Source organism: Agromyces hippuratus, from assembly GCF_013410355.1.
Classification (GTDB): Bacteria; Actinomycetota; Actinomycetes; order Actinomycetales; family Microbacteriaceae; genus Agromyces; species Agromyces hippuratus.
Genome location: NZ_JACCFI010000001.1, coordinates 127,282 through 147,196, shown reverse-complemented (window position 1 = coordinate 147,196; position 19,915 = coordinate 127,282). Strand labels below are relative to the sequence as shown.

General features: G+C 68.9%; 22 protein-coding genes. 5 read left to right on the top strand and 17 right to left on the bottom strand.

Going from position 1 to position 19,915, the window contains the following annotated elements; all coding sequences use genetic code 11:
• Positions 1–16: 16 nt before the first annotated feature.
• Positions 17–844 carry a PP2C family protein-serine/threonine phosphatase gene (locus tag BJY17_RS00680; RefSeq protein WP_179549674.1) on the bottom strand — a complete coding sequence of 276 codons (828 nt, stop codon included), beginning with the start codon at positions 842–844 and terminating at the stop codon, positions 17–19.
• A 25-nt stretch (positions 845–869) separates the two neighbouring features.
• Positions 870–1,913, bottom strand: coding sequence for an FHA domain-containing protein (locus BJY17_RS00675; protein WP_179549673.1), 1,044 nt, complete (start codon positions 1,911–1,913; stop codon positions 870–872).
• A gap of 235 nt (positions 1,914–2,148) precedes the next feature.
• Between BJY17_RS00675 and BJY17_RS00670 the strand changes: the two genes are divergently transcribed.
• The 3 genes from BJY17_RS00670 to BJY17_RS00660 are packed head-to-tail and all read left to right on the top strand — an operon-like array spanning position 2,149 to position 5,503.
• Positions 2,149–2,631: an Lrp/AsnC family transcriptional regulator gene (locus BJY17_RS00670; RefSeq protein WP_179549672.1), complete on the top strand. Its 483-nt coding sequence runs from the start codon at positions 2,149–2,151 to the stop codon at positions 2,629–2,631.
• Between the two features lie 32 nt (positions 2,632–2,663).
• On the top strand, positions 2,664–4,052 hold the full coding sequence (locus BJY17_RS00665) for an aspartate aminotransferase family protein (protein ID WP_376866301.1): 1,389 nt from the start codon (positions 2,664–2,666) through the stop codon (positions 4,050–4,052).
• A gap of 53 nt (positions 4,053–4,105) precedes the next feature.
• The gene (locus BJY17_RS00660) at positions 4,106–5,503 is read left to right on the top strand and encodes an NAD(P)/FAD-dependent oxidoreductase (protein ID WP_322789709.1); all 1,398 of its coding nucleotides are present in this window, start codon (positions 4,106–4,108) and stop codon (positions 5,501–5,503) included.
• Here the strand turns inward: BJY17_RS00660 and BJY17_RS00655 are convergent.
• Positions 5,490–6,635, bottom strand: a complete 1,146-nt coding sequence (locus tag BJY17_RS00655; protein WP_179549669.1) for a DUF4192 family protein — start codon at positions 6,633–6,635, stop codon at positions 5,490–5,492. The genes BJY17_RS00660 and BJY17_RS00655 overlap by 14 nt on opposite strands.
• 189 nt (positions 6,636–6,824) lie before the next feature.
• Between BJY17_RS00655 and BJY17_RS00650 the strand changes: the two genes are divergently transcribed.
• Both BJY17_RS00650 and BJY17_RS00645 read left to right on the top strand, forming a co-directional pair.
• Entirely contained in the window at positions 6,825–7,316 is a 492-nt protein-coding gene (locus BJY17_RS00650) for a methylated-DNA--[protein]-cysteine S-methyltransferase (protein ID WP_179549668.1), read from the top strand.
• Between the two features lie 5 nt (positions 7,317–7,321).
• Entirely contained in the window at positions 7,322–7,912 is a 591-nt protein-coding gene (locus tag BJY17_RS00645; RefSeq protein WP_179552642.1) for a DNA-3-methyladenine glycosylase I, read from the top strand.
• Positions 7,913–7,936: 24 nt separating this feature from the next.
• Here BJY17_RS00645 and BJY17_RS00640 read toward each other — a convergent pair whose 3' ends face one another.
• The 14 genes from BJY17_RS00640 to BJY17_RS00575 form a co-directional block, all read right to left on the bottom strand.
• On the bottom strand, positions 7,937–8,698 hold the full coding sequence (locus BJY17_RS00640; protein WP_179549667.1) for a YaaA family protein: 762 nt from the start codon (positions 8,696–8,698) through the stop codon (positions 7,937–7,939).
• A complete protein-coding gene (locus BJY17_RS00635; RefSeq protein WP_179549666.1) occupies positions 8,698–9,270 on the bottom strand; it encodes an AAA family ATPase in 573 nt (190 codons plus the stop codon). Before BJY17_RS00635 ends, BJY17_RS00640 begins: the two co-directional genes overlap by 1 nt.
• Before the next feature lie 10 nt (positions 9,271–9,280).
• Positions 9,281–9,541 carry a F0F1 ATP synthase subunit epsilon gene (locus BJY17_RS00630; protein ID WP_074261262.1) on the bottom strand — a complete coding sequence of 87 codons (261 nt, stop codon included), beginning with the start codon at positions 9,539–9,541 and terminating at the stop codon, positions 9,281–9,283.
• 2 nt (positions 9,542–9,543) lie between these two features.
• Positions 9,544–11,007 carry a F0F1 ATP synthase subunit beta gene (gene atpD, locus BJY17_RS00625; RefSeq protein ID WP_179549665.1) on the bottom strand — a complete coding sequence of 488 codons (1,464 nt, stop codon included), beginning with the start codon at positions 11,005–11,007 and terminating at the stop codon, positions 9,544–9,546.
• A gap of 23 nt (positions 11,008–11,030) precedes the next feature.
• Positions 11,031–11,942, bottom strand: coding sequence for a F0F1 ATP synthase subunit gamma (locus BJY17_RS00620; RefSeq protein WP_179549664.1), 912 nt, complete (start codon positions 11,940–11,942; stop codon positions 11,031–11,033).
• A 94-nt stretch (positions 11,943–12,036) separates the two neighbouring features.
• Entirely contained in the window at positions 12,037–13,677 is a 1,641-nt protein-coding gene (gene atpA, locus BJY17_RS00615) for a F0F1 ATP synthase subunit alpha (RefSeq protein ID WP_179549663.1), read from the bottom strand.
• 77 nt (positions 13,678–13,754) lie between these two features.
• Positions 13,755–14,549 carry a F0F1 ATP synthase subunit delta gene (locus BJY17_RS00610; RefSeq protein WP_179549662.1) on the bottom strand — a complete coding sequence of 265 codons (795 nt, stop codon included), beginning with the start codon at positions 14,547–14,549 and terminating at the stop codon, positions 13,755–13,757.
• 3 nt (positions 14,550–14,552) lie between these two features.
• Positions 14,553–15,116 (bottom strand): F0F1 ATP synthase subunit B, encoded by a 564-nt coding sequence (locus tag BJY17_RS00605; protein WP_179549661.1) that lies wholly within the window; start codon positions 15,114–15,116, stop codon positions 14,553–14,555.
• 28 nt (positions 15,117–15,144) lie between these two features.
• Positions 15,145–15,378 (bottom strand): ATP synthase F0 subunit C, encoded by a 234-nt coding sequence (gene atpE / locus BJY17_RS00600; protein ID WP_022888426.1) that lies wholly within the window; start codon positions 15,376–15,378, stop codon positions 15,145–15,147.
• A 45-nt stretch (positions 15,379–15,423) separates the two neighbouring features.
• The gene (atpB, locus tag BJY17_RS00595; RefSeq protein WP_246303627.1) at positions 15,424–16,203 is read right to left on the bottom strand and encodes a F0F1 ATP synthase subunit A; all 780 of its coding nucleotides are present in this window, start codon (positions 16,201–16,203) and stop codon (positions 15,424–15,426) included.
• Positions 16,204–16,384: 181 nt separating this feature from the next.
• Positions 16,385–16,861: a hypothetical protein gene (locus BJY17_RS00590; protein ID WP_179549659.1), complete on the bottom strand. Its 477-nt coding sequence runs from the start codon at positions 16,859–16,861 to the stop codon at positions 16,385–16,387.
• On the bottom strand, positions 16,858–18,159 hold the full coding sequence (locus BJY17_RS00585; protein ID WP_179549658.1) for an MraY family glycosyltransferase: 1,302 nt from the start codon (positions 18,157–18,159) through the stop codon (positions 16,858–16,860). Before BJY17_RS00585 ends, BJY17_RS00590 begins: the two co-directional genes overlap by 4 nt.
• Positions 18,156–18,950, bottom strand: a complete 795-nt coding sequence (locus BJY17_RS00580) for an L-threonylcarbamoyladenylate synthase (RefSeq protein ID WP_179549657.1) — start codon at positions 18,948–18,950, stop codon at positions 18,156–18,158. Before BJY17_RS00580 ends, BJY17_RS00585 begins: the two co-directional genes overlap by 4 nt.
• A 125-nt stretch (positions 18,951–19,075) precedes the next feature.
• Entirely contained in the window at positions 19,076–19,912 is an 837-nt protein-coding gene (locus tag BJY17_RS00575; protein WP_179549656.1) for an ABC transporter permease, read from the bottom strand.
• Positions 19,913–19,915 lie beyond the last annotated feature (3 nt).

Below are 19,915 nucleotides of genomic sequence, written 5' to 3'. Positions count from 1 at the left end.
CGGCTGCGAGCCGGGATCAGCGGTGCGCCGGCTCGACCTCGCCCGACGGCTGCGCGCCCGCGGGGCGCACGACCTTCAGGACGTCGATCACGATCGCCGTGACGTTGTCGCGTCCTCCGTTGCCCAGCGCAGCCTCGAGCAGCTGGTGCGCGGCCTTCTCGGCCTTCGCATTGGCGACGAGGAAGTGGCGGATGCCATAGGTCGTGAGCTCCTTCGTGAGCCCGTCGGAGCAGACGAGGAGCCGCATGCCTGGCTCGACGGCGATCGCGCGATAGTCGGGGATCGGTGCCTCGTGGAAGCCGACGGCACGCGTGATCACGTTCGAGTGCGGGTGCGTGTCGGCCTCTTCGCGCGTGATCTGCCCCGCGTCGACGAGTTCCTGCACGATCGAGTGGTCGACCGTCAACTGCTCGAGCACGCCGCCCACCAGTCGGTAGACGCGCGAATCGCCGATGTTGAACACGATCCAGGCCGGCTCGTCGGCGATCGCCCCGATCGCGGCACCGGTGACCGTCGTGCCGCTGCCCTCGTCGGTGACTCCGGCGCCGCGGCCCATGTCCTGCACTGCGAGGCGGAGCGCGTGGTCGATCTCGGGCGTGCCGACGAGGGCCTTGCCGCCGTGCTCGGCGAGCCGGGTGACGACCGCGGCGCTCGCGAAGTCGCCCGCGGCGTGACCGCCCATGCCGTCGGCCACGGCGAAGATCGGCGCCTGGGCGACGAAGCTGTCTTCGTTCACCTCGCGGCGCAGTCCGGTGTCGGTGACCGCTGCCCAGGCGAGGGTGACCTCGGTGCCGTCGGGCAGCGTGATCCGATGGCGGGCGTTGCCATTGCCGATCTGGGTCACCTGTGAAGCCTGCTGTCTGTTCGGGTCATGCGCCGGGGGAACCCTGGGCGAGGAGGATCTCGATGATCGTATCGTCTCCGAGATCGAGACGGGTGCCGGGAAGCACCACGACCGACTCTCCCGCACGGAGCCGACGTGTGCCGGACGCCGTGCGGAGCACGGTGCCGTTGGTCGAGTGCAGGTCGGTCGCGACGAGTCGGGTGCCGACGACGCGCAGCTCGAGGTGGGTGCCCGAGACGATCGCGGCCGGCGATTCGACCGTGAGGAGTTCGGGCGGCATGCCGCTGCCGGCGATGCGCGGAGGCAGTGGCTTCCGACCGATGAGCACGGGTGCCGTGACCGTCACGGGCCGGCCGTCGCCGATGCGGAAGCGAGGGCCGTTCGGCGCTGGATCCGCTGCGGCGGCTGTCGGAGACGCGGGCGAGTCGGTCGGCGTGGTGCCGGTGGCATCCGGGACGCGCCGCACCTGCCGCGGGGTGATGACCGTGTCGGCGACGGATGCCGCGAGATCCGCCTCCCGCTGGCGGGGCGCGAGCAACGTGTCGGCGTCGAGCCAGGGCGTGGGAGCAGGGGCATCCGCCGGCCCCGCCGCCGACCACTCGACCGAGGAGGCTCGCAGGCTCGCCCGTCGAGGCACCACCGGCTCGCCCGCGGTCTGCTCGCGTTCGAGCGGCGTCGCAGCGTCGGTGATGCGCAGCGCCACCACGTCGTCGAAGTCGGCGAGGTGCCACGGGCGGATGCCGCGTGCATCGAACCTGCGGCTGCCGCCCGGTGAGGCGAGGTCGACGACCGCGTCGCCGCGAACGACGACGGTCACGCTCGTCGCCTCCGCCTCCGCCTCCGCCCACCAGACGAGACCGAACGACTCCACCGGGTCGACGCGGCCCGACGGCACCAGCCCGACGAGCGCCTCGAGCACGAGTCGGCCGTCGCTCGCCGCTTCGGAGAGTGCGCTCAGCACCGCTTCGGGAGCGGGTGCGGCGAGCGCCGCGATGAACCGGTCTCCCACGATCACGTCCCACGCGGGTGCACCGGCCGACGCCGAACTCGAGACAGCGCCTGAGACCATGCGGACATTCTGGCACCGTGCGGGCCGGCGCACGAGGGTCGTGCGCAGGTCCGTCCTCCCTGGTTCGTGGGTGCCGGATTCCGGGCCGCGCCGGGGCCGGGCCGATGCCGGGCCGTGTCGACGCCCTCCGTGATCCGTAGTCGAACCACACGAATCGCTGTGGATTCAGTCGATTTCGCACCGGTATTCAACGGAATCGCTTGCATGGGGCATCCGCCACTGTCACAATCGTGGCATGACGAACAACGGGCGTTCCTCGCAGTCCCGACCCGTGCAGCTCGACGAGGTCTCGAAGGCGATCATCGAGCAGCTGCAGGCCGATGGACGGCGTTCGTACGCCGATGTCGGAAAGGCCGTCGGCCTGTCGGAGGCCGCCGTGCGCCAGCGCGTGCAGCGGCTCACCGAGTCGGGCGTCATGCAGATCGTGGCCGTGACCGACCCGATGCAGCTCGGCTTCACCACGCAGGCGATGATCGGCATCCGCACGGCGGGTGACACCCGCGTGCTCGCCGCTCGCCTCGCCGAGATCCCCGAGATCGACTACGTCGTACTCACCGCCGGCAGCTTCGACGTGATGGCCGAGGTCGTCTGCGAGAACGACGACGAGCTGCTCGAACTCCTGAACACGCGCATCCGCGTGATCGAGGGCGTGCAGTCGACCGAGACGTTCGTCTACCTGAAGCTCCAGAAGCAGTTCTACAACTGGGGCACCCGCTGATTCGGCGGGTGCTCATCGAGAAAGGGATGGCAATGACCGACACGGTCTACGACAACGACGCGCTGCAGCAGAAGGCGAAGGATCATCTCTGGATGCACTTCTCCCGGCAGTCCACCATGGAGACGTCGGGAGTGCCGATCATCACCCGCGGTCAGGGCCACCACATCTACGACGTCCAGGGCCGGGAGTACTTCGACGGGCTGGCCGGCCTCTTCGTCGTGAACGCCGGCCACGGGCGCGCGCGGCTCGCCGAGGTCGCCGCCAAGCAGGCGGAGCAGCTCGCCTTCTTCCCGATCTGGTCGTACGCCCACCCCTCGGCGATCGAGCTCGCCGACCGCCTTGCGGGCTACGCGCCCGCCGACCTCAACCGGGTCTTCTTCTCGACGGGCGGCGGAGAAGCCGTCGAGACGGCCTTCAAGCTCGCCAAGTACTACTGGAAGCTCCAGGGCCGGCCGACGAAGCACAAGGTGATCTCCCGCTCGGTCGCCTACCACGGCACCCCGCAGGGCGCCCTCGCGATCACGGGCATCCCCGGCATGAAGGAGATGTTCGAGCCGGTCACCCCCGGCGGGTTCCGCGTGCCGAACACGAACTTCTACCGCGCCGCCGAGATGGGCGCCCCGGCCGACGACCTCGAAGCCTTCGGCCTCTGGGCCGCGAACCGCATCGAGGAGATGATCCTCTTCGAGGGCCCCGAGACGGTCGCCGCCGTGTTCCTCGAGCCGGTGCAGAACTCCGGCGGCTGCTTCCCGCCGCCCCCCGGCTACTTCAAGCGCGTGCGCGAGATCTGCGACCAGTACGACGTGCTCCTCGTGTCCGACGAGGTCATCTGCGCGTTCGGCCGTCTCGGCCACATGTTCGCATGCGACGCCTACGGCTACGTGCCCGACATGATCACGTGCGCGAAGGCGATGACCTCGGGCTACTCCCCCATCGGCGCGACGATCGTCTCCGAGAAGATCTACGCCCCGTTCGCCGAGGGCAACACGTCGTTCTACCACGGCTACACGTTCGGCGGGCACCCGGTCTCGGCCGCGGTGGCACTCGAGAACCTCGACATCTTCGAGGAGGAGAAGCTGAACGAACGGGTTCTCGAGAACTCGCCGCTGTTCCGCGCCGAGCTCGAGAAGCTGCTCGACCTGCCGATCGTCGGCGACGTGCGCGGCGACGGCTACTTCTTCGGCATCGAGCTCGTGAAGGACAAGGAGACGCGCGAGACCTTCGACGACGACGAGTCCGAGCGCCTGCTCCGCGGCTTCCTCTCGAAGGCGCTCTTCGACGCGGGTCTCTACTGCCGCGCCGACGACCGCGGCGACCCCGTGATCCAGCTGGCACCGCCGCTCACCATCGGCCCGGCGGAGTTCGCCGAGATCGAGCAGAAGCTGCGCGGTGTGCTGACCGAAGCCTCCAACCGGCTCTGATGGCGGGGGCTCGCCCGACGGTGACGGACGCCTCACCGGATTCGTCCCGTCGGGTGAGCTTCTGGCTCGATGACCTGGTCGCGCGCGGGCTCGACGACCTCCGCCCGCGCGCGGCCCTCGCCTCGAGCGCCCGGTTCGACGTCTGCCTGATCGGCGGTGGACTCACGGCACTCTGGACCGCATACGCCCTGGCGAAGGCGGATCCGACCTTGCGCATCGCCGTGCTCGAGCGCGAGTTCTCGGGGTTCGGAGCCTCGGGCCGCAACGGCGGCTGGTGCTCGGCGCTGTTCCCCCAGTCGGCCGCGTCGATCGAGCGCGATCACGGCTACGACCAGGCGATCGCGATGCGCCGTGCGATGCTCGACACGGTCGACGAGGTCGGCCGTGTCACGGCGCGCGAGGGCATCGACTGCGACTTCGTGAAGGGCGGCACGGTCACCTTCGCACGGAGCGATGCCCAGCGCGAACTCGCCGTCGCCGAGGTCGACGACGCACGCCGGTTCGGGGTCGACGCGCTCGAGTACTGGGACCGGCACCGCGTCGAGGAGAGGTTCGGTGCGACCGGTCTCGACGGCCGTGCGCCCGACGCGGTCTTCGATCCGTCGTGCGCACGGGTGCACCCGGCGAAACTCGTGCGCGGCCTCGCCCGTGTCGTCGAGGAGCTCGGCGTCTCGCTGTTCGATCAGACCGAGGTCGTCGACTGGTCGGCGGGCCGGGTGCGGTTCCGCGCGCTCGACGGCAGCGATGCCGAGGGCACGGTCTCGGCACGACACGTGATCGTCGCGACCGAGGGGTACGGTGCGAGCCTGCCGCGTGTGCGCCGGCGCATCCTCCCCCTGTACTCCCTCATGATCGCGACCGAACCGCTCCCCGACGAGGTCTGGGACGAGATCGGGCTCGCGCACGGCACGACGTTCAGCGATTTCCGCCATCTGCTCGTGTACGGACAGCGCACCGCCGACAACCGGTTCGCCTTCGGTGGTCGGGGCGCGAGCTACCACTGGGGCAGCGCGCTGGATCCCGCGTTCGAACACGTGGAGACCGTCTTCCACCGACTGCGCACCGCGCTGTTCGAGCTCTTCCCCGCGATCGACGGCACCCGCATCACCCACCGATGGGGCGGACCACTCGGCGTCGCACGCGATTGGAACGCGACCGCGAGCTACAACCCGAAGACCGGAGTGGGCTTCGCCGGCGCGTACGTCGGCGACGGCCTCTCGACCACGAATCTCGCCGGTCGGACCATGGCCGACCTCGTGCGCGGCGTGCAGAGCGACCTGACCGCCCTCCCTTGGGTGAATCACCGATCGCCGCTGTGGGAGCCCGAGCCGCTGCGGTACCTGGGTGCGAACCTCGGCGTGCTCGGCATGCGATTCTCCGACGCGGAGGAGCGCCTCACCGGCCGGTCGTCGCTGCTCGCCCGTGCCGTCGGCGGGCTCACCGGCCACTGAACGCCCATTCGGGCAGCGTGCCACTGCCGACGAGGACGCCGAGCAGGCCCGCCATCGAGTGACCGGGATCGATCTCCACGGCCCGATCGAGGTACGCCCCGGCCGCCGACCCCCTGCCGAGCGACCACGCGAGCCATGCGGCAATGCAGAGCGGGCCGACGCGATGCGTCGTCGGGGCGTTCGCGACCAGCTGCCGCAGCAGCGCGAGCGCCCGCTCGACCCGACGCGCATCCGGGCGCAGCTGCGACCGGCCGACCATGAGCCGGGAGAGCATCTCGCTGACTTCGGCGGTCGTACCGGTCGCCGACTCGCGCACGACGAGGGCCTCGATCGTCTCGTCGAGCTCGGCCGCCCGCTCGGCCGTGGCGACCGCGTCATCGTGCGCCGCCTCGCCGATCAGCGCGCCGAACCCGATCTGGAGCATCATGGCGTCGCGCACGGCGGGAAGGGACGCGAGGTGCAGGAACCACGCGAGCCTGAGCGGCGGATGCGTGCCGTCGCGCACGAGCAGCGTCTCGACGAGCCCGACCGGATCGGCATTCCCGCCCAGCCGCCGCAGCGCGTCTGCACGACCGTCGCCGGTGAGCTGCGCGAGCGATTCGGCGAGTCGAGCGGCGACCTCGGGCTCGGGCTCCGGCAGGTCCGCGCTCGCGGCCGGCGACGAGGCCACGACCTCCCCCTCCGCCGCGGCGAGACGCAGCACGGGGCTCTCGTCGATGAGCGCGAGCGGATGCCCCGTGGTCGGTGTCGCCGGATCGAGCAGCGACCCCCATCCGTCGGATGCCCGGCACAGCGCATCGCGCACGAGGAATCCGGCCTCCTCGGCGCGGGCGGTGAGCATCCCGAGCAGTGGTCGCTCCGGCATCCCCCGGCCCGCGCCGAATCGAGCCTCGGTGTACACGATCGGCACGACGGCGTCGACGCCGCGCATACGGCAGAGCGTGCCGACGATCACGGCTGCGAGCGGTGCGCGATCGCGCGCCCGTCGTGGGAGGTCGTACCGAAGCACGCCGGCCGTGCGGTTCCCGCTGAACGCCACGCAGACGAGCGAGCGCTGCGGCTGGAACCCGGCCAGCGCCGGGACGAGGGCGAGGAAGTCGTGCGCCGCTTCGGCGCGGATGATGGTCGTCATGCGCCGAGCCTCGCCCGGAGCGGCGCTCCGAGTGGCGCCGGTGTCGGGTCCGTGGCCGGTCGAGGCGAGATCGCCGCTGTGGAGGACGGGTCGTGCCGACTCCTCCTCCACAACACGCGATCCGGGGTCGGGTTCCGCGATGTCCGATTTCCGCGAGCGGGTGTCGGACGCCGAGGTTACGCTCGGAACATGACGAACGTGTACCTCATCCGCCTCGACAGCCCGATCGGGCGTCTCGAACTCGTCGCCGACGACGAGGCCGTCACGAGTCTCTCCATCGAGAGCGGCGGCGTGCTCCCCCACGACGACGCTCCCGAGCGCCCCAACGACGTGCTCCGCGCGGCCCGCGAACAGCTCGACGAGTACTTCGCGGGGCAGCGCCTCGACTTCGACGTTCCGGTGCGACTCACCGGCACCCCGTTCCAGCAGGCCGTCTGGGCCGAGCTCGAGCGACTGCGCTGGGGTGAGGCCACCTCGTACGGCGCACTCGCGGCTGCTGTCGGCAAGCCAGGGTCCGCCCGGGCCATCGGCGGCGCCGTCGGCGCGAACCCCGTGCCGATCATCGTGGGCTGCCACCGCGTGCTCGCGAGCGATGGTCGCATCACCGGGTACTCCGGCGGCGAGGGCGTTCCCACGAAGCTCTGGCTGCTCGGCCACGAGCAGATCGGCTTCGCCGCGTGAGTGTCATCCCCCGGCCCGAGATCATCGTCGGCGACGACGGACTCGCCCGGTGCGGGTGGGGCGCATCCGACCCCGAGTACCGCCGGTACCACGACGAGGAGTGGGGCACGCCGCAGCACGATCCGGTGCGGCTCTTCGAGAAGGTCTGCCTCGAGGGATTCCAGGCCGGCCTGTCGTGGATCACGATCCTTCGGCGCCGTCCGGCATTCCGCGAGGTCTTCCATGGATTCGATGCCGAACGTGTCGCCGCCATGAGCGACGACGACGTCTCACGCCTGCTCGGCGATGAGCGCATCATCCGTCACCGCGGCAAGATCGAGGCGACGATCCAGAACGCCCGTGCCACGCTCGGGCTCGATCAGCCCATCGACGAGCTGCTGTGGAGTTTCGCGCCCGCGCGGCGCGAGGTGGCACCGGTCACCTTCGCCGAGGTGCCGGCGACGACGCCGGAGTCCGCGGCGATGAGCAAAGAGTTGCGCCGTCGCGGATTCCGCTTCGTCGGGCCGACGACGATGTACGCGCTCATGCAGGCGGCCGGCATGGTCGACGACCACCTCGCCGCGTGCCACCGATCGGCGGGTGCCGCCGCCGCGTGAGGCCTTCCGAGGCAGCGGGCCCGGTCAGGCGACGAGTTCGAGTTCGCGAACGCCCGCGCCGACTCGCTCTGAGCTGAGCGAGAGCGAGAAGCCGGCCTCGTGCGCCCAGTCGATCAGCTCCTCGATCGAGGCGAGCTGCGGCTGCGCGGTCAGCACGGCGCGGGTGAAGAGCCCCTTCGCGCGCTTGTTGAAGTGGTTCAGCGCGCGCTTCCGGCCGGCACCGTCGACGGAGACGACTCGTACGAACGCCGCTTCGGCGTGCGCGGGAACGGGTCCGAGTTCGACGTACGCCTCGGAGCGGAGATCGAGCAGCAGACCGCCGGCCGCCTCGAGTGCGGCCGTGATCGGTGCTCGCCACAGCGCTTTCATCCGCACGCCCGGCGGGCGGGAATCGTGCGACAGCCGGTACGCGGGAATCGAGTCCATCGCCCCGAGCAGACCGAACAGTGCGGAGTGCACGACCACGTGGTCCGCGGCGTAGGTGCGAGCGTCGACGTCGAGCGTCGGGGCATCGAGCGCGTCGAAGAGCACGCCCGTGTACCGGTCGAGCACGGACATCGTGGGTGAATCGAGCAGGTGCCGATTCCGCTCGACCTCGTGCGCCTGCCGAGGTCCGAGCTTCAACGCCCGCATCATCTCGGCGGGGTCGTGCGCGAGCGCGACGACGGCTGCGGTGGTCTCAGCCCGAATCGGGGTGAGGGAGCCGAACGAGAGTGCGCCCAGATCGAGCGCGACGTCGACGCCGCCGTCGCGTTTGGTCTCGGACGGCGGAAGCAGCAGCCGCACTACGAGCCGATGAAGGCGAGTGCGGCCTCGACGTTCGACCCGAGCGACTCGATGCTGTCGATCGTCACTCGCGGCAGCGCCGACGACGGGCCGGTCCAGGCCGCGTACCCCTCGAGGCTCTGCTCGACGGCCCGCCAGGTGGTCTCCTCGAGGTGCGGGAGCTTGCGCTCGCGCTTCTCGAGTCGGGCGCGGTGCAACTCCTCATCGGAGCACACGACCTCGATCACCCGCAGGCGCACGTCGGCACGCTCCGCGAGGTCCCGCCACTGCAGGCGTGCGGCCTCGCCCGCGTTGACCGCGTCGACGATCACCGTGCGGCCGGAGTCGAGCTCCTTCTCGGCGATCTCTTCGGCCACGAGGTATGCCGCGAGACCGGTCGGTTGGTCGGCGTCGATGCCGGCCCGCAGGATCGCAGACTCGATCGGGTCGACCGACACGACCGTGGCGCCGAGGCGGGCGCCGACGATCTCTCCGATCGTCGACTTTCCCGCACCCGGCAACCCGGCCATGACGATGAGCTGGGTGACACTCAGGTCACCGAACTGGCGTTCGATCGGCTGCTCCCCCTGCATCCGTTACTCCTCAGACGAGTTCAGCGCGGGACGCGACGACCTGCACCGCGTTCGCCTGCACCGACAGGAATCCATCTTCGGCGTTGGCGGTGATCTTCTCACCGCCGGGCAGGGTGACCCGCACCTCGCCGCCGGCGAGGATCGCGAGCATCGGCTCGTGACCCGGCAGAATGCCGATCTCGCCTTCGACGGTGCGCGCCACCACCATGGTCGCCTCGCCCGACCAGACCTGCTGGTCGGCCGAGACGACGCTCACGTTGAGGCTGGCCATGCTCAGCCGTTCTCCTTCTGGATCTGAGCCCACTTCTCTTCGACGTCGGAGATGCCACCGACGTTGAAGAAGGCCTGCTCGGCCACGTGGTCGAACTCGCCCTTGGCGATCGCGTCGAACGACTCGATCGTGTCCTTGAGCGGAACGGTCGACCCCTCGACACCGGTGAACTTCTTCGCCATGTAGGTGTTCTGCGAGAGGAACTGCTCGATACGGCGCGCACGCGACACCGTGATCTTGTCTTCCTCGGAGAGCTCGTCGACACCGAGGATGGCGATGATCTCCTGCAGTTCCTTGTTCTTCTGGAGGATCTGCTTGACCGTGGTGGCGACGCGGTAGTGGTCCTCGCCCAGGTAACGGGGGTCGAGGATGCGCGACGTCGAGGTCAGCGGGTCGACGGCCGGGTAGAGACCCTTCGACGCGATCGCGCGGGAGAGCACGGTCGTGGCGTCGAGGTGCGCGAACGTCGTTGCCGGGGCCGGGTCGGTGTAGTCGTCGGCGGGGACGTAGATCGCCTGCAGCGAGGTGATCGAGTGTCCACGCGTCGAGGTGATGCGCTCCTGCAGAACGCCCATCTCGTCGGCGAGGTTCGGCTGGTATCCCACGGCCGACGGCATGCGGCCGAGGAGCGTCGAGACCTCGGAACCGGCCTGCGTGAAGCGGAAGATGTTGTCGATGAAGAGCAGCACGTCCTGCTTCTGCACATCGCGGAAGTACTCCGCCATGGTCAGGGCCGACAGCGCCACGCGAAGACGCGTTCCCGGCGGCTCGTCCATCTGGCCGAAGACGAGGGCGGTCTTGTCGAAGACGCCCGCCTCCTCCATCTCGTGGATGAGGTCGTTGCCCTCACGGGTGCGCTCGCCGACACCGGCGAACACCGACACACCACCGTGGTCCTGCGCGACGCGCTGGATCATCTCCTGGATGAGGACGGTCTTGCCGACACCTGCACCACCGAAGAGGCCGATCTTTCCACCCTGCACGTACGGCGTGAGGAGGTCGATGACCTTGATGCCGGTCTCGAACATCGAGGTCTTCGACTCGAGCTGGTCGAAGGCCGGAGCCTTGCGGTGGATCGGCCAGCGCTCGGTGATCTCGATCTGCTCGCCGGGCTCTGCGTTCAGCACCTCGCCGATGACGTTGAAGACCTTGCCCTTGGTGACGTCGCCGACGGGCACCGAGATCGATGCGCCGGTGTCGGAGACCTCCTGGCCGCGGACGAGGCCATCGGTCGGGTTCAGGGCGATCGCGCGGACCAGGTCGTCACCGAGGTGCTGTGCGACCTCGAGGGTCAGCACCGTGGTGTTGCCGTCGATCGTGATCTCGGTCTTCAGCGCGTTGTAGATCGGGGGGATCGAGTCGTGCGGGAACTCGATGTCGACGACGGGGCCGGTGACCCGGGCGACGCGGCCGACGGCGCCGGCCACAGGCGCGGCCGCGGCCGAGGCGGTAGCGGTGTCAGTCATGTGTTCTCTCTCTTCGTAAGGGGCTACTTGGCGGACGACAGCGCGTCAGCGCCGCCCACGATCTCGGAAATCTGCTGGGTGATCTCGGACTGGCGCGCGTTGTTCGCCAGACGCGTGTAGTCGGTGATGAGCTTGTCGGCGTTGTCGCTGGCCGACTTCATCGCCTTCTGCGTCGCGGCGTGCTTGGCCGCCGACGACTGCAGCATCGCGTTGTAGATGCGGCTCTCGATGTAGACCGGCAGGAGTCCGTCGAGGACGGTCTCCGCGTCGGGCTCGAACTCGTAGAGCGGGAAGACCTCGTGCTTCGTCGAGGAGGCTTCGGGGGCCTCATCGCTCTCGACGACCTCGAGCGGGAGCAGGCGGGTGACCACCGGAACCTGCGTGATGCGGCTCACGAAGCGGTTGTAGACGATGTGGATCTCGTCGACGCCGCCGTCGCCCGCGTCCCGAAGGAACGCCTCAAGCACCGCGTCGGCGATCTCCTTCGCCGTGTCGAAGTCGGGGTTGTCGGTGCCGCCGATCCAGCTGCGCTCGAAGGCGCGGTGCCGGAAGTTGAAGTAGCCGACGGACTTGCGGCCGACGAGGAAGTACTCGACCGACTTGCCCTGGCTCTTCAGGAGCTCGGTGAGCTCCTCTGCTTCGCGCAGCACCTGCGAGTTGAAGGCGCCGGCGAGGCCGCGGTCCGACGTGAAGATCACGATCGCGGCGCGATCGATGCGCTCCGGCTCGGTCGTCAGCACGTGAGCCACGTTCGAGTAGCTCGCAACGGCCGAGACTGCCCGAGTGATGGCGGTCGAATACGGCTCCGACGCCGCAACGCGCGCCTGAGCCTTCTGGATCCGCGAGGCGGAGATGAGCTCCATCGCCCGCGTGATCTTCTTGGTCGTCTGGGCAGATTTGATCTTCTGCCGGTAGACCCGAAGCTGCGCTCCCATGTTTCTCCTGTGTCCTGTCTTCCTGGTACTGAGGCTCTCGACTCGACCCCGTGAGGTCAGTTCCCGTCGAGAGCCTCAGGGAACCTCGGAATGACTAGCGGCGACCCTTGACGATCTTCTCCTGGACGACCTCTTCTTCAGCGATCGCCTCGAACTGCTCGGACCCGACCGAGGCGAGCGGCTTGCCCTCGCCGGTCTGGAACTCGAGCTTGAACGTGTCGACTGCCGCAGCGAGTTCGGCCGCGGTCTCGTCGGAGAGCACGTTGGTCTCGCGCAGCGAGTTGAGCACCTCGGTGTTGCGGGCGAGGAAGTCGTGCAGCTCGCTCTCGAAACGGAGGATGTCTTCGACGGGAACCTCGTCGAGCTTGCCGTTGGTGCCGGCCCAGATCGAGACGACCTGCTTCTCGACCGACATCGGCGAGTACTGCGGCTGCTTGAGCAGCTCGGTGAGGCGTGCGCCTCGGGCGAGCTGACGGCGGCTGGCGGCGTCGAGGTCGGATGCGAACATCGCGAAGGCCTCGAGCGAGCGGTACTGCGCGAGCTCGAGCTTCAGCGTGCCGGAGACCTTCTTGATCGACTTGACCTGTGCGTCACCGCCGACTCGGGAGACCGAGATGCCGACGTCGACAGCGGGGCGCTGGTTCGAGTTGAACAGGTCGGACTGGAGGAAGATCTGGCCGTCGGTGATCGAGATCACGTTGGTCGGGATGTACGCCGAGACGTCGTTGGCCTTGGTCTCGATGATCGGCAGGCCCGTCATCGAGCCGGCGCCGAGCTCGTCGGAGAGCTTCGCGCAACGCTCGAGCAGACGCGAGTGCAGGTAGAAGACGTCACCGGGGTACGCCTCGCGTCCCGGCGGACGACGCAGCAGCAGCGACACGGCGCGGTAGGCCTCAGCCTGCTTCGACAGGTCGTCGAAGATGATGAGGACGTGCTTGGAGTCGTACATCCAGTGCTGGCCGATGGCCGAGCCGGTGTAGGGAGCGAGGTACTTGAAGCCGGCCGGGTCGGAGGCGGGAGCCGCGACGATGGTCGTGTACTCCATGGCTCCCGCGTCTTCGAGGGCGCCCTTCACCGAGGCGATGGTCGAGCCCTTCTGGCCGACGGCGACGTAGATGCAGCGAACCTGCTTCGACGGGTCGCCCGTCTCCCAGTTGGCCTTCTGGTTGATGATCGTGTCGATCGCGATGGCCGTCTTGCCGGTCTGGCGGTCGCCGATGATGAGCTGACGCTGGCCGCGGCCGACGGGGATCATCGCGTCGATGGCCTTGATGCCGGTCTGAAGCGGCTCGTGCACCGACTTGCGCTGCATGACGCCCGGCGCCTGCAGCTCGAGGGCACGACGGCCCTCGATGCCGGTGATCTCGCCGAGACCGTCGATCGGGTGGCCGAGCGGGTCGACGACACGACCGAGGTAGCCCTCGCCGACGGGGACGGAGAGGACCTCGCCGGTGCGGGTCACCTCCATGCCCTCTTCGATGCCGGTGAACTCGCCGAGCACGACGACGCCGATCTCGTCTTCGTCGAGGTTCTGCGCGAGACCGAGCGTGCCGTCCGCGAAGCGGATCAGCTCGTTCGCCATGACCGAGGGAAGACCTTCGACGTGCGCGATGCCGTCGCCGGCGTCGGTGACGTACCCGACCTCGGTCTTCTCCGCCTGTCCCGGCTCGTACGACGAGACGAACTCCGAGAGAGCCGAACGGATCTCGTCGGGGCTGATGGTGAGTTCTGCCATTGTCTTTTCCCTTTTTCTGTACCGGTTGTACAGCTACTGGTGTGTCACGGCGCGAGCGCCGGTCGTTTCAACCGGCGTCAGCCGGCAAGCTTCTGCCGCAGCGAACTGAGGCGCGAGGCGACGCTGCCGTCGATGACGTCGTCGCCGATCTGCACGCGGATCCCGCCGAGCACGGCGGGATCGACGATGGTGTCGAAGCGGACACGGCGGCCCGCCTGGACCGCGAGGCCCTGCTCGAGCCGGCCCAGCTGGGCGGCGGTGAGCGGAACGGCACTCGTGACCGTCGCGATGTCGAATCCGCGCTGGTCTGCGACGACGGATGCCCCGTGGCGGAGCAGCTCGCCGATGCGGCGGCCGCGAGGCTGCTGCACGAGGTGCCGCACGATGACGACGGTCTGCGGTGATGCCTTGCCCTCGAGGAGCCGGTCGACGATCTGCGTCTTGGCGACGGTCTCGCCGAGCTTCGACCCGAGCGCGAGCTCGAGCTCGGCGTCGCTCGCGACCGCCCGCTCGAACGCGAGCAGCTCGGCATCGAGATCGACGTCGTCGGGAGCGGAGTCCGCGGCGACGCGGATGCCGATCTCCTCGATGCCGGCGAGGAAGTCGTCGCCCGACGACCACCGGCGCGAAGCCGCGCTCACGAGGAGCGAGGCGGCCTCGGCCGGGATGCGGGCGCCGAACACGGCCTCGACGAGCGCGCGCTTCTGCGCGACGTCGGCCTCGGTGTCGATGAGAGCCGTGCGCAGGTGCGCGGACTCGCCGATGACTCGGCCTGCGGCGAGGAGGGCCTCGGCAACCGGAAGGTCGGTTCGGCCGAGCTCCGCGAGCGCGGCCTTCGAGCCGGCCAGGGCCTCTCTCGTAGCGCTACCCATGGACTACTTCTTCCCTCCGGCGGTGGCCTCGGAGGCCTCCAGTTCGGCGAGGAAGCGGTCGACGACCGCGGTCGCCTTCGCGTCGTCGGAGAGCGACTCGCCGATGACCCCGGAAGCGAGGTCGATGGCCAGCGTGCCCACCTCGGAGCGGAGCGTGACGAGTGCCGTCTGGCGCTCCGCCTCGATCTGCGCCTGTGCGCTCGCGGTCACGCGAGCAGCCTCGACGGTGGCGGCGTCCTTCGCCTCGGCGACGATCTTCTTGCCGTCGTCGCGAGCCGTCTCGCGGATGCGACCGGCTTCGGTGCGCGCGTCGGCGAGCTGGGCGGTGTACTCCTCGAGTGCCGCCTCGGCCTTGCGCTGCGCCTCGTCGGCCTTCGCGATGTTGCCCTCGATCGCCTCGCCCCGCTCATCGAGCAGCTTCTGCACGCGCGGAAGCACGTACTTCCAGAAGAAGATGAGGATGATGACGAAGCAGACCGACGACCAGATGATGTCGTACCACTCCGGAATCACCGGGCTGTGGGTCTCGCCACCCTCGGTTGCAGCGCTCAGTACTGCTTGAAGCACGTTGGCCTCCTCAGTTGGGGCGGGTGGATCAGACGAAGATGAAGTAGGTGGCGATGCCGATGAAGGCGAGCGCCTCGGTGAAGGCGATACCGATCCACATCAGGACCTGGAGGCGGCCGGCCAGCTCGGGCTGGCGGGCGACGCCCTCGATCGTCTTGCCGACGACGATGCCGACGCCGATGGCCGGGCCGATGGCGGCGAGGCCGTAGCCGACCGTCGCGATGTTGCCGTTGATCTCAGCGAGAACGGTGGTTGCGTCCACGTTGGGTTTCCTTTCCTAGGGAATGTTCTGGGCGGATGCCCGGGCTCAGTGCTCTTCTGCGACCGCGAGCTGGATGTAGACCGCGGTGAGAAGTGCGAAGACGTACGCCTGCAGGACGGCGACGAGGACCTCGAACAGTGTGAACGCGAGGCCGAAGGCCAGCGTTCCGACGCCGAGCAGGGTCCACCAGCCGCTCATCTGCACGACGAAGAACTGCGTCGCCGCGAAGAAGAGCACCAGCAGGAGGTGGCCGACGATCATGTTCATCATGAGTCGGAGCGTGAGGGTGATCGGGCGGATGATGAACGTCGAGATGAACTCGATCGGCGTGACGATGATGTACACCGGCCACGGCACACCCGAGGGGAAGAGCGAGTTCTTGAAGAAGTTCTTGGGGCTCTTCTTGACACCCGCGTAGATGAACGTGATGTACGCGACGATCGCGAGCACGAGCGGCACGCCGATGACGGAGGTGCCGGCGATGTTCAGGAACGGGATGACGCCTGTCAGGTTCATGAACAGGATCATGAAGAACATGGTCGTCAGGATCGGCAGGAACCGCTTGCCGTCCTTCTTGCCGAGCAGGTCGTCGGCGATGTTGACGCGCACCATGTCGAGACCCATCTCGACGAGGCTCTGGAAGCGCCCGGGCACGACGCTCATGCGACGGGTGCCCAGCCAAAACACGAGCAGCAGCGCGATGACCGCGACGTAGCGGACGAGGATGATGCGGTTGATCTCGAAGGGGGTGTCTTCGAAGAGCAGCGGCCCAGGGAAGAATTCGTCGATCGACGGCCCGTGGAAGCCACCATCGTCGGTTGACATCGGAACCAGCAGGTTCAGAGCGTTAGCTAGCAGCGCTTTCTCCTGTTTCGGGGCGTGGAGCTCGGCTCTCGCGGCGACGAACATGGACCTCGGCAGCCCGTGCGCGAGCAGGGCAGAACCGTGGGGGGATCCCCATTACTCTAGCAATACTTCGGGCTGCCGACGAATCGCCGAGACGGCCTCAGTCTTCGGTCGGCGCCTTCGGCAGTTCGACGTCGCTGACGTACGGCAGGCGCGACTTCGCGACGACGACGACGTCGACGACGAGCGACGCGAGCACGCCCGCGACGAGGCTGAGGAAGAGCGCCGTCGTGTTCAGCCACTCGGCGTCGCGCAGCACCACGACGAGCACGATGAAGACGATGAACTTCAGGATCCAGCCGCCGAGCACGATGCCGAAGAACGCCCCGACGAAGAGGTCGCTCGAGGCGAACCGGTTGGCCGCGAGGATGCTCGCCGCCGTGATGCCCATGAAGACCACGGCCATGAGCGTGCCGATCAGGGCGCCCAGGAGGCCCGGCACGCCGGCGAGCACGTAGCCGAGGATCGCGCCGACGACGAGGATCACCCCGGCGAGCACACCGCCCCAGACGAGCGCCCTCCGCAGGACGGGGTTCGAGGTCGGCGTGCGGTCGGCTTCGGGTCGTGCGTCGTTCATCGTGCTCCAGTTTCGGGGTCCCCGGATTCTACCGAGCCGTCCTGAGCGGACGCCGGGCGGTTCACGTCGGGTGCAGCGGATGCCTCGACGCCCGCGAGCTCGTCGAGCCCCGCGACATCCGCTTCGGGGATCTCATCGACGGCCACCGCCTCGGCGGCGACGGTGAGGCGCTTGCGGCGGCCGAGCGGGGCGAGCGTGATCACGGCGCAGATGACGAAGCCGATGAACAGCGCGAGGAGCGCCCAGAGGGAGGAGATCTTGAAGTAGACCGGGAAGACGTAGGTGAGGAGGCATCCGATCGATGCCACCGCGGTCCAGCCGTAGAGGATCAGCACCGCGTGGAGGTGCGAGTGCCCCATGTCGAGCAGTCGGTGGTGGAGGTGCTTGCGGTCGGCCGAGAACGGCGACTTTCCGGCCCGCAGGCGCCGCATGACCGCGAGCCCGAAGTCGAGCAGCGGGATGACGAGCACCGCGAACGGCAGCAGGATCGGGATGAACGCCGCCACGAACTGGTTGAGGCCGACGCCCGTCGGGTTCAGCTGGCCGGTGACCGCGACCGCGGAGGTGGCCATGAGGAGCCCGATGAGGAGGGCGCCCGCATCGCCCATGAAGAGCTTCGCGGGGTGCCAGTTGAGCGGCAGGAACCCGGCGCACGCGCCGACCAGGATGATGGCCACGAGCGAGGCGAGGTTGAAGTAGTTCGTCGGCGACGTCTGCTGCACGAGCAGGTACGAGTAGAGGAAGAACACGCCGTTCGCGATGAGGGCGACGCCGGCGACGAGCCCGTCGAGCCCGTCGATGAAGTTCACGGCGTTCATGACGAGCACGATGACGAAGACGGTGATGATCGCGAACATCCACGACGAGCCGACCGTGATGCCGCCGATCGGCAGCGACACGATCGAGACGCCCTGCCAGGTGATGAGCCCGGCGGCGAGGAACTGGGCGGCGAGCTTCGTCGTCCAGTCGAGGTCCCAGATGTCGTCGGCGACGCCGACGATCACGATGAGGAGCGCGGCGCCCAGGATCGCGAGGATCTGGCCCGGATTCTGGAAGACGATCGCGATGTTCGAGAACCGCGAGGAGCCGAGGGTCGAGACGAACGCCGCCGCGCCGAAGGCGATGAGGATGCCGACGAACATCGCGACGCCGCCGAGGCGCGGCGTCGGCCGCGTGTGCACGTCGCGCTCGCGGATCTTCGGGTAGAGCTTGTACTTCAGGCTCAGCTTCCAGACGATGATCGATCCGCCGAAGGTGACGAGTGCCGTCAGCAGGGCGATGGCCAGGAAGAGGGTCATGAGGCGGCAGCGTCCCCGTCGTCGGCGGAGGTCGCGGGCTCAGGCGCGGGCTCGGGCTCAGGCGCGGTCTCGGGCGCGGGCTCACCCTCGGCCGCGCGCTCGGGCTCGAGGAGGTCCTCCCCCACGACGGCCGCGATGCGCTCGCGCGAGATCACTCCGGCGCGCACGATGCGGAGCCGCCCGCCTTCGCGGGCGAGGCCCGTCGCGTCGACGATGGTCGAGGAGGTGTCGCCCTCGCGCTCGCCGATGGCCTCGTACGACCCGCCGGCCGGGCCGCCGTCGAGGTAGACGCTCACCGAGTCGCCGAGCATGTCGGAGGCATCCGTCGCCGTGGTGGCGGAGGGCTCGCCCGAGAGGTTCGCCGACGACACCGCGAGCGGGCCCGTCTCGGCGAGGAGTTCGAGGGCGATGGGGTTCGCCGGCATTCGCAGCGCGACCGTGCCGCGCGTCTCCCCGAGATCCCACTGCAGCGACGGCTGCGCGTGGAGGATCACGGTCAGCCCCCCGGGCCAGAACTCGCCGACGAGCTCGCGCACGGCGGGCGGCACCTCGCTCGCGAGGGCGTCGAGGGTCGGGACGCCCGGGATGAGCACGGGGGGCGGCGACGTGCGGTCGCGCCCCTTCGCATCGAGCAGCCGGGAGACGGCATTCGGGGCGAACGCGTCGGCGGCGATCCCGTAGACGGTGTCGGTGGGGATGACGACCAGCTCGCCGCGCCCGATGGCGCTTCGAGCGAGGCGCATGCCGGTGAGGAGCTCTGAGTCGACCGAACAGTCGTAGATGGCAGTCATGACCTGCCGATTCTAGACCAGCACTCCGGTGCGGAACCGCGACGGGCAGCGGCGCCGTCCTGAGCCTGTCGAAGGGATGCCGCGGCGCAGACGTGCGCCGCGGCATCCGCTGCCGTTCGACGAGGTCAGCGCCGACCGGCCCTGCGGCGGAAGAGCCACCCGCCCCAGACGACCGAGACCACGACGATGCCGACGCACCAGCCGATCGCCCACCAGGCCGAGTCGCCGATCGGCGTGCCCATGAGCAGGCCGCGGATCGTCTCGATGACCGGGGTGATCGGCTGGTTCTCGGCGATCCACTGCAGCCACTCGGGCATCGTCTCGACGGGCACGAACGCGCTCGAGAGGTAGGGCAGGAACAGCAGGATGAAGCCGTAGCCGCTCGCCGCCTCGGGGCTCGACGCCGCGAGGCCGATCGCCGCGAACAGGTAGGTGATCGCGAGGATGTAAAGCGCCACGAGGCCGAACACGGCGAGCCATTCGAGCGGGGTCGCGCTCGGCCGGAATCCGACGAGGAGCGCCACCGCGATGACGACGCCCGTCGCCACGAGGTTTCTGGCGAGGCTCGCCACGACATGGCCGGTGGTGACGGCACCGCTCCGCAGCGGCATCGTGCGGAACCGGTCGATGATGCCCGTCGTCATGTCGCGGGAGACCGAGATCGCCGTCGACGAGGCGCCGAATCCCGCGCAGAGCAGGATGATGCCGGGCACGACGTAGTCGACGTAGCCGCCCGACGGGTCGATCGCGTTGCCGAAGATGAAGGTGAACATCAGCATGAGCATCGTCGGCAGCAGCACCGCCATGAGCATGGCGTCGATGTCGCGCACCGAGTGGCGGAAGCTGCGGGCGATGAACGTCGACTCGGCCGTGAACGGGCCGAGCTTCGCTCGGGCGGGGGCGGGGGCGATGCCGGCGCTCTGGGCTGTCGCGGCGGAGGTCGTGGTCGTCAGGGTCGTCATTTC

Bases quoted from the DNA above. Each gene is read 5' to 3' on its own strand.
- BJY17_RS00675 (WP_179549673.1), bottom strand. From the start codon at position 1,913: ATGGTCTCAGGCGCTGTCTCGAGTTCGGCGTCGGCCGGTGCACCCGCG.
- BJY17_RS00670 (WP_179549672.1), top strand. From the start codon at position 2,149: ATGACGAACAACGGGCGTTCCTCGCAGTCCCGACCCGTGCAGCTCGAC.
- BJY17_RS00665 (WP_376866301.1), top strand. From the start codon at position 2,664: ATGACCGACACGGTCTACGACAACGACGCGCTGCAGCAGAAGGCGAAG.
- BJY17_RS00655 (WP_179549669.1), bottom strand. From the start codon at position 6,635: ATGACGACCATCATCCGCGCCGAAGCGGCGCACGACTTCCTCGCCCTC.
- BJY17_RS00650 (WP_179549668.1), top strand. From the start codon at position 6,825: ATGACGAACGTGTACCTCATCCGCCTCGACAGCCCGATCGGGCGTCTC.
- BJY17_RS00635 (WP_179549666.1), bottom strand. From the start codon at position 9,270: ATGCAGGGGGAGCAGCCGATCGAACGCCAGTTCGGTGACCTGAGTGTC.
- BJY17_RS00630 (WP_074261262.1), bottom strand. From the start codon at position 9,541: ATGGCCAGCCTCAACGTGAGCGTCGTCTCGGCCGACCAGCAGGTCTGG.
- atpD (WP_179549665.1), bottom strand. From the start codon at position 11,007: ATGACTGACACCGCTACCGCCTCGGCCGCGGCCGCGCCTGTGGCCGGC.
- BJY17_RS00620 (WP_179549664.1), bottom strand. From the start codon at position 11,942: ATGGGAGCGCAGCTTCGGGTCTACCGGCAGAAGATCAAATCTGCCCAG.
- atpA (WP_179549663.1), bottom strand. From the start codon at position 13,677: ATGGCAGAACTCACCATCAGCCCCGACGAGATCCGTTCGGCTCTCTCG.
- BJY17_RS00610 (WP_179549662.1), bottom strand. From the start codon at position 14,549: ATGGGTAGCGCTACGAGAGAGGCCCTGGCCGGCTCGAAGGCCGCGCTC.
- atpB (WP_246303627.1), bottom strand. From the start codon at position 16,203: ATGTCAACCGACGATGGTGGCTTCCACGGGCCGTCGATCGACGAATTC.
- BJY17_RS00590 (WP_179549659.1), bottom strand. From the start codon at position 16,861: ATGAACGACGCACGACCCGAAGCCGACCGCACGCCGACCTCGAACCCC.
- BJY17_RS00585 (WP_179549658.1), bottom strand. From the start codon at position 18,159: ATGACCCTCTTCCTGGCCATCGCCCTGCTGACGGCACTCGTCACCTTC.
- BJY17_RS00580 (WP_179549657.1), bottom strand. From the start codon at position 18,950: ATGACTGCCATCTACGACTGTTCGGTCGACTCAGAGCTCCTCACCGGC.
- BJY17_RS00575 (WP_179549656.1), bottom strand. From the start codon at position 19,912: ATGACGACCCTGACGACCACGACCTCCGCCGCGACAGCCCAGAGCGCC.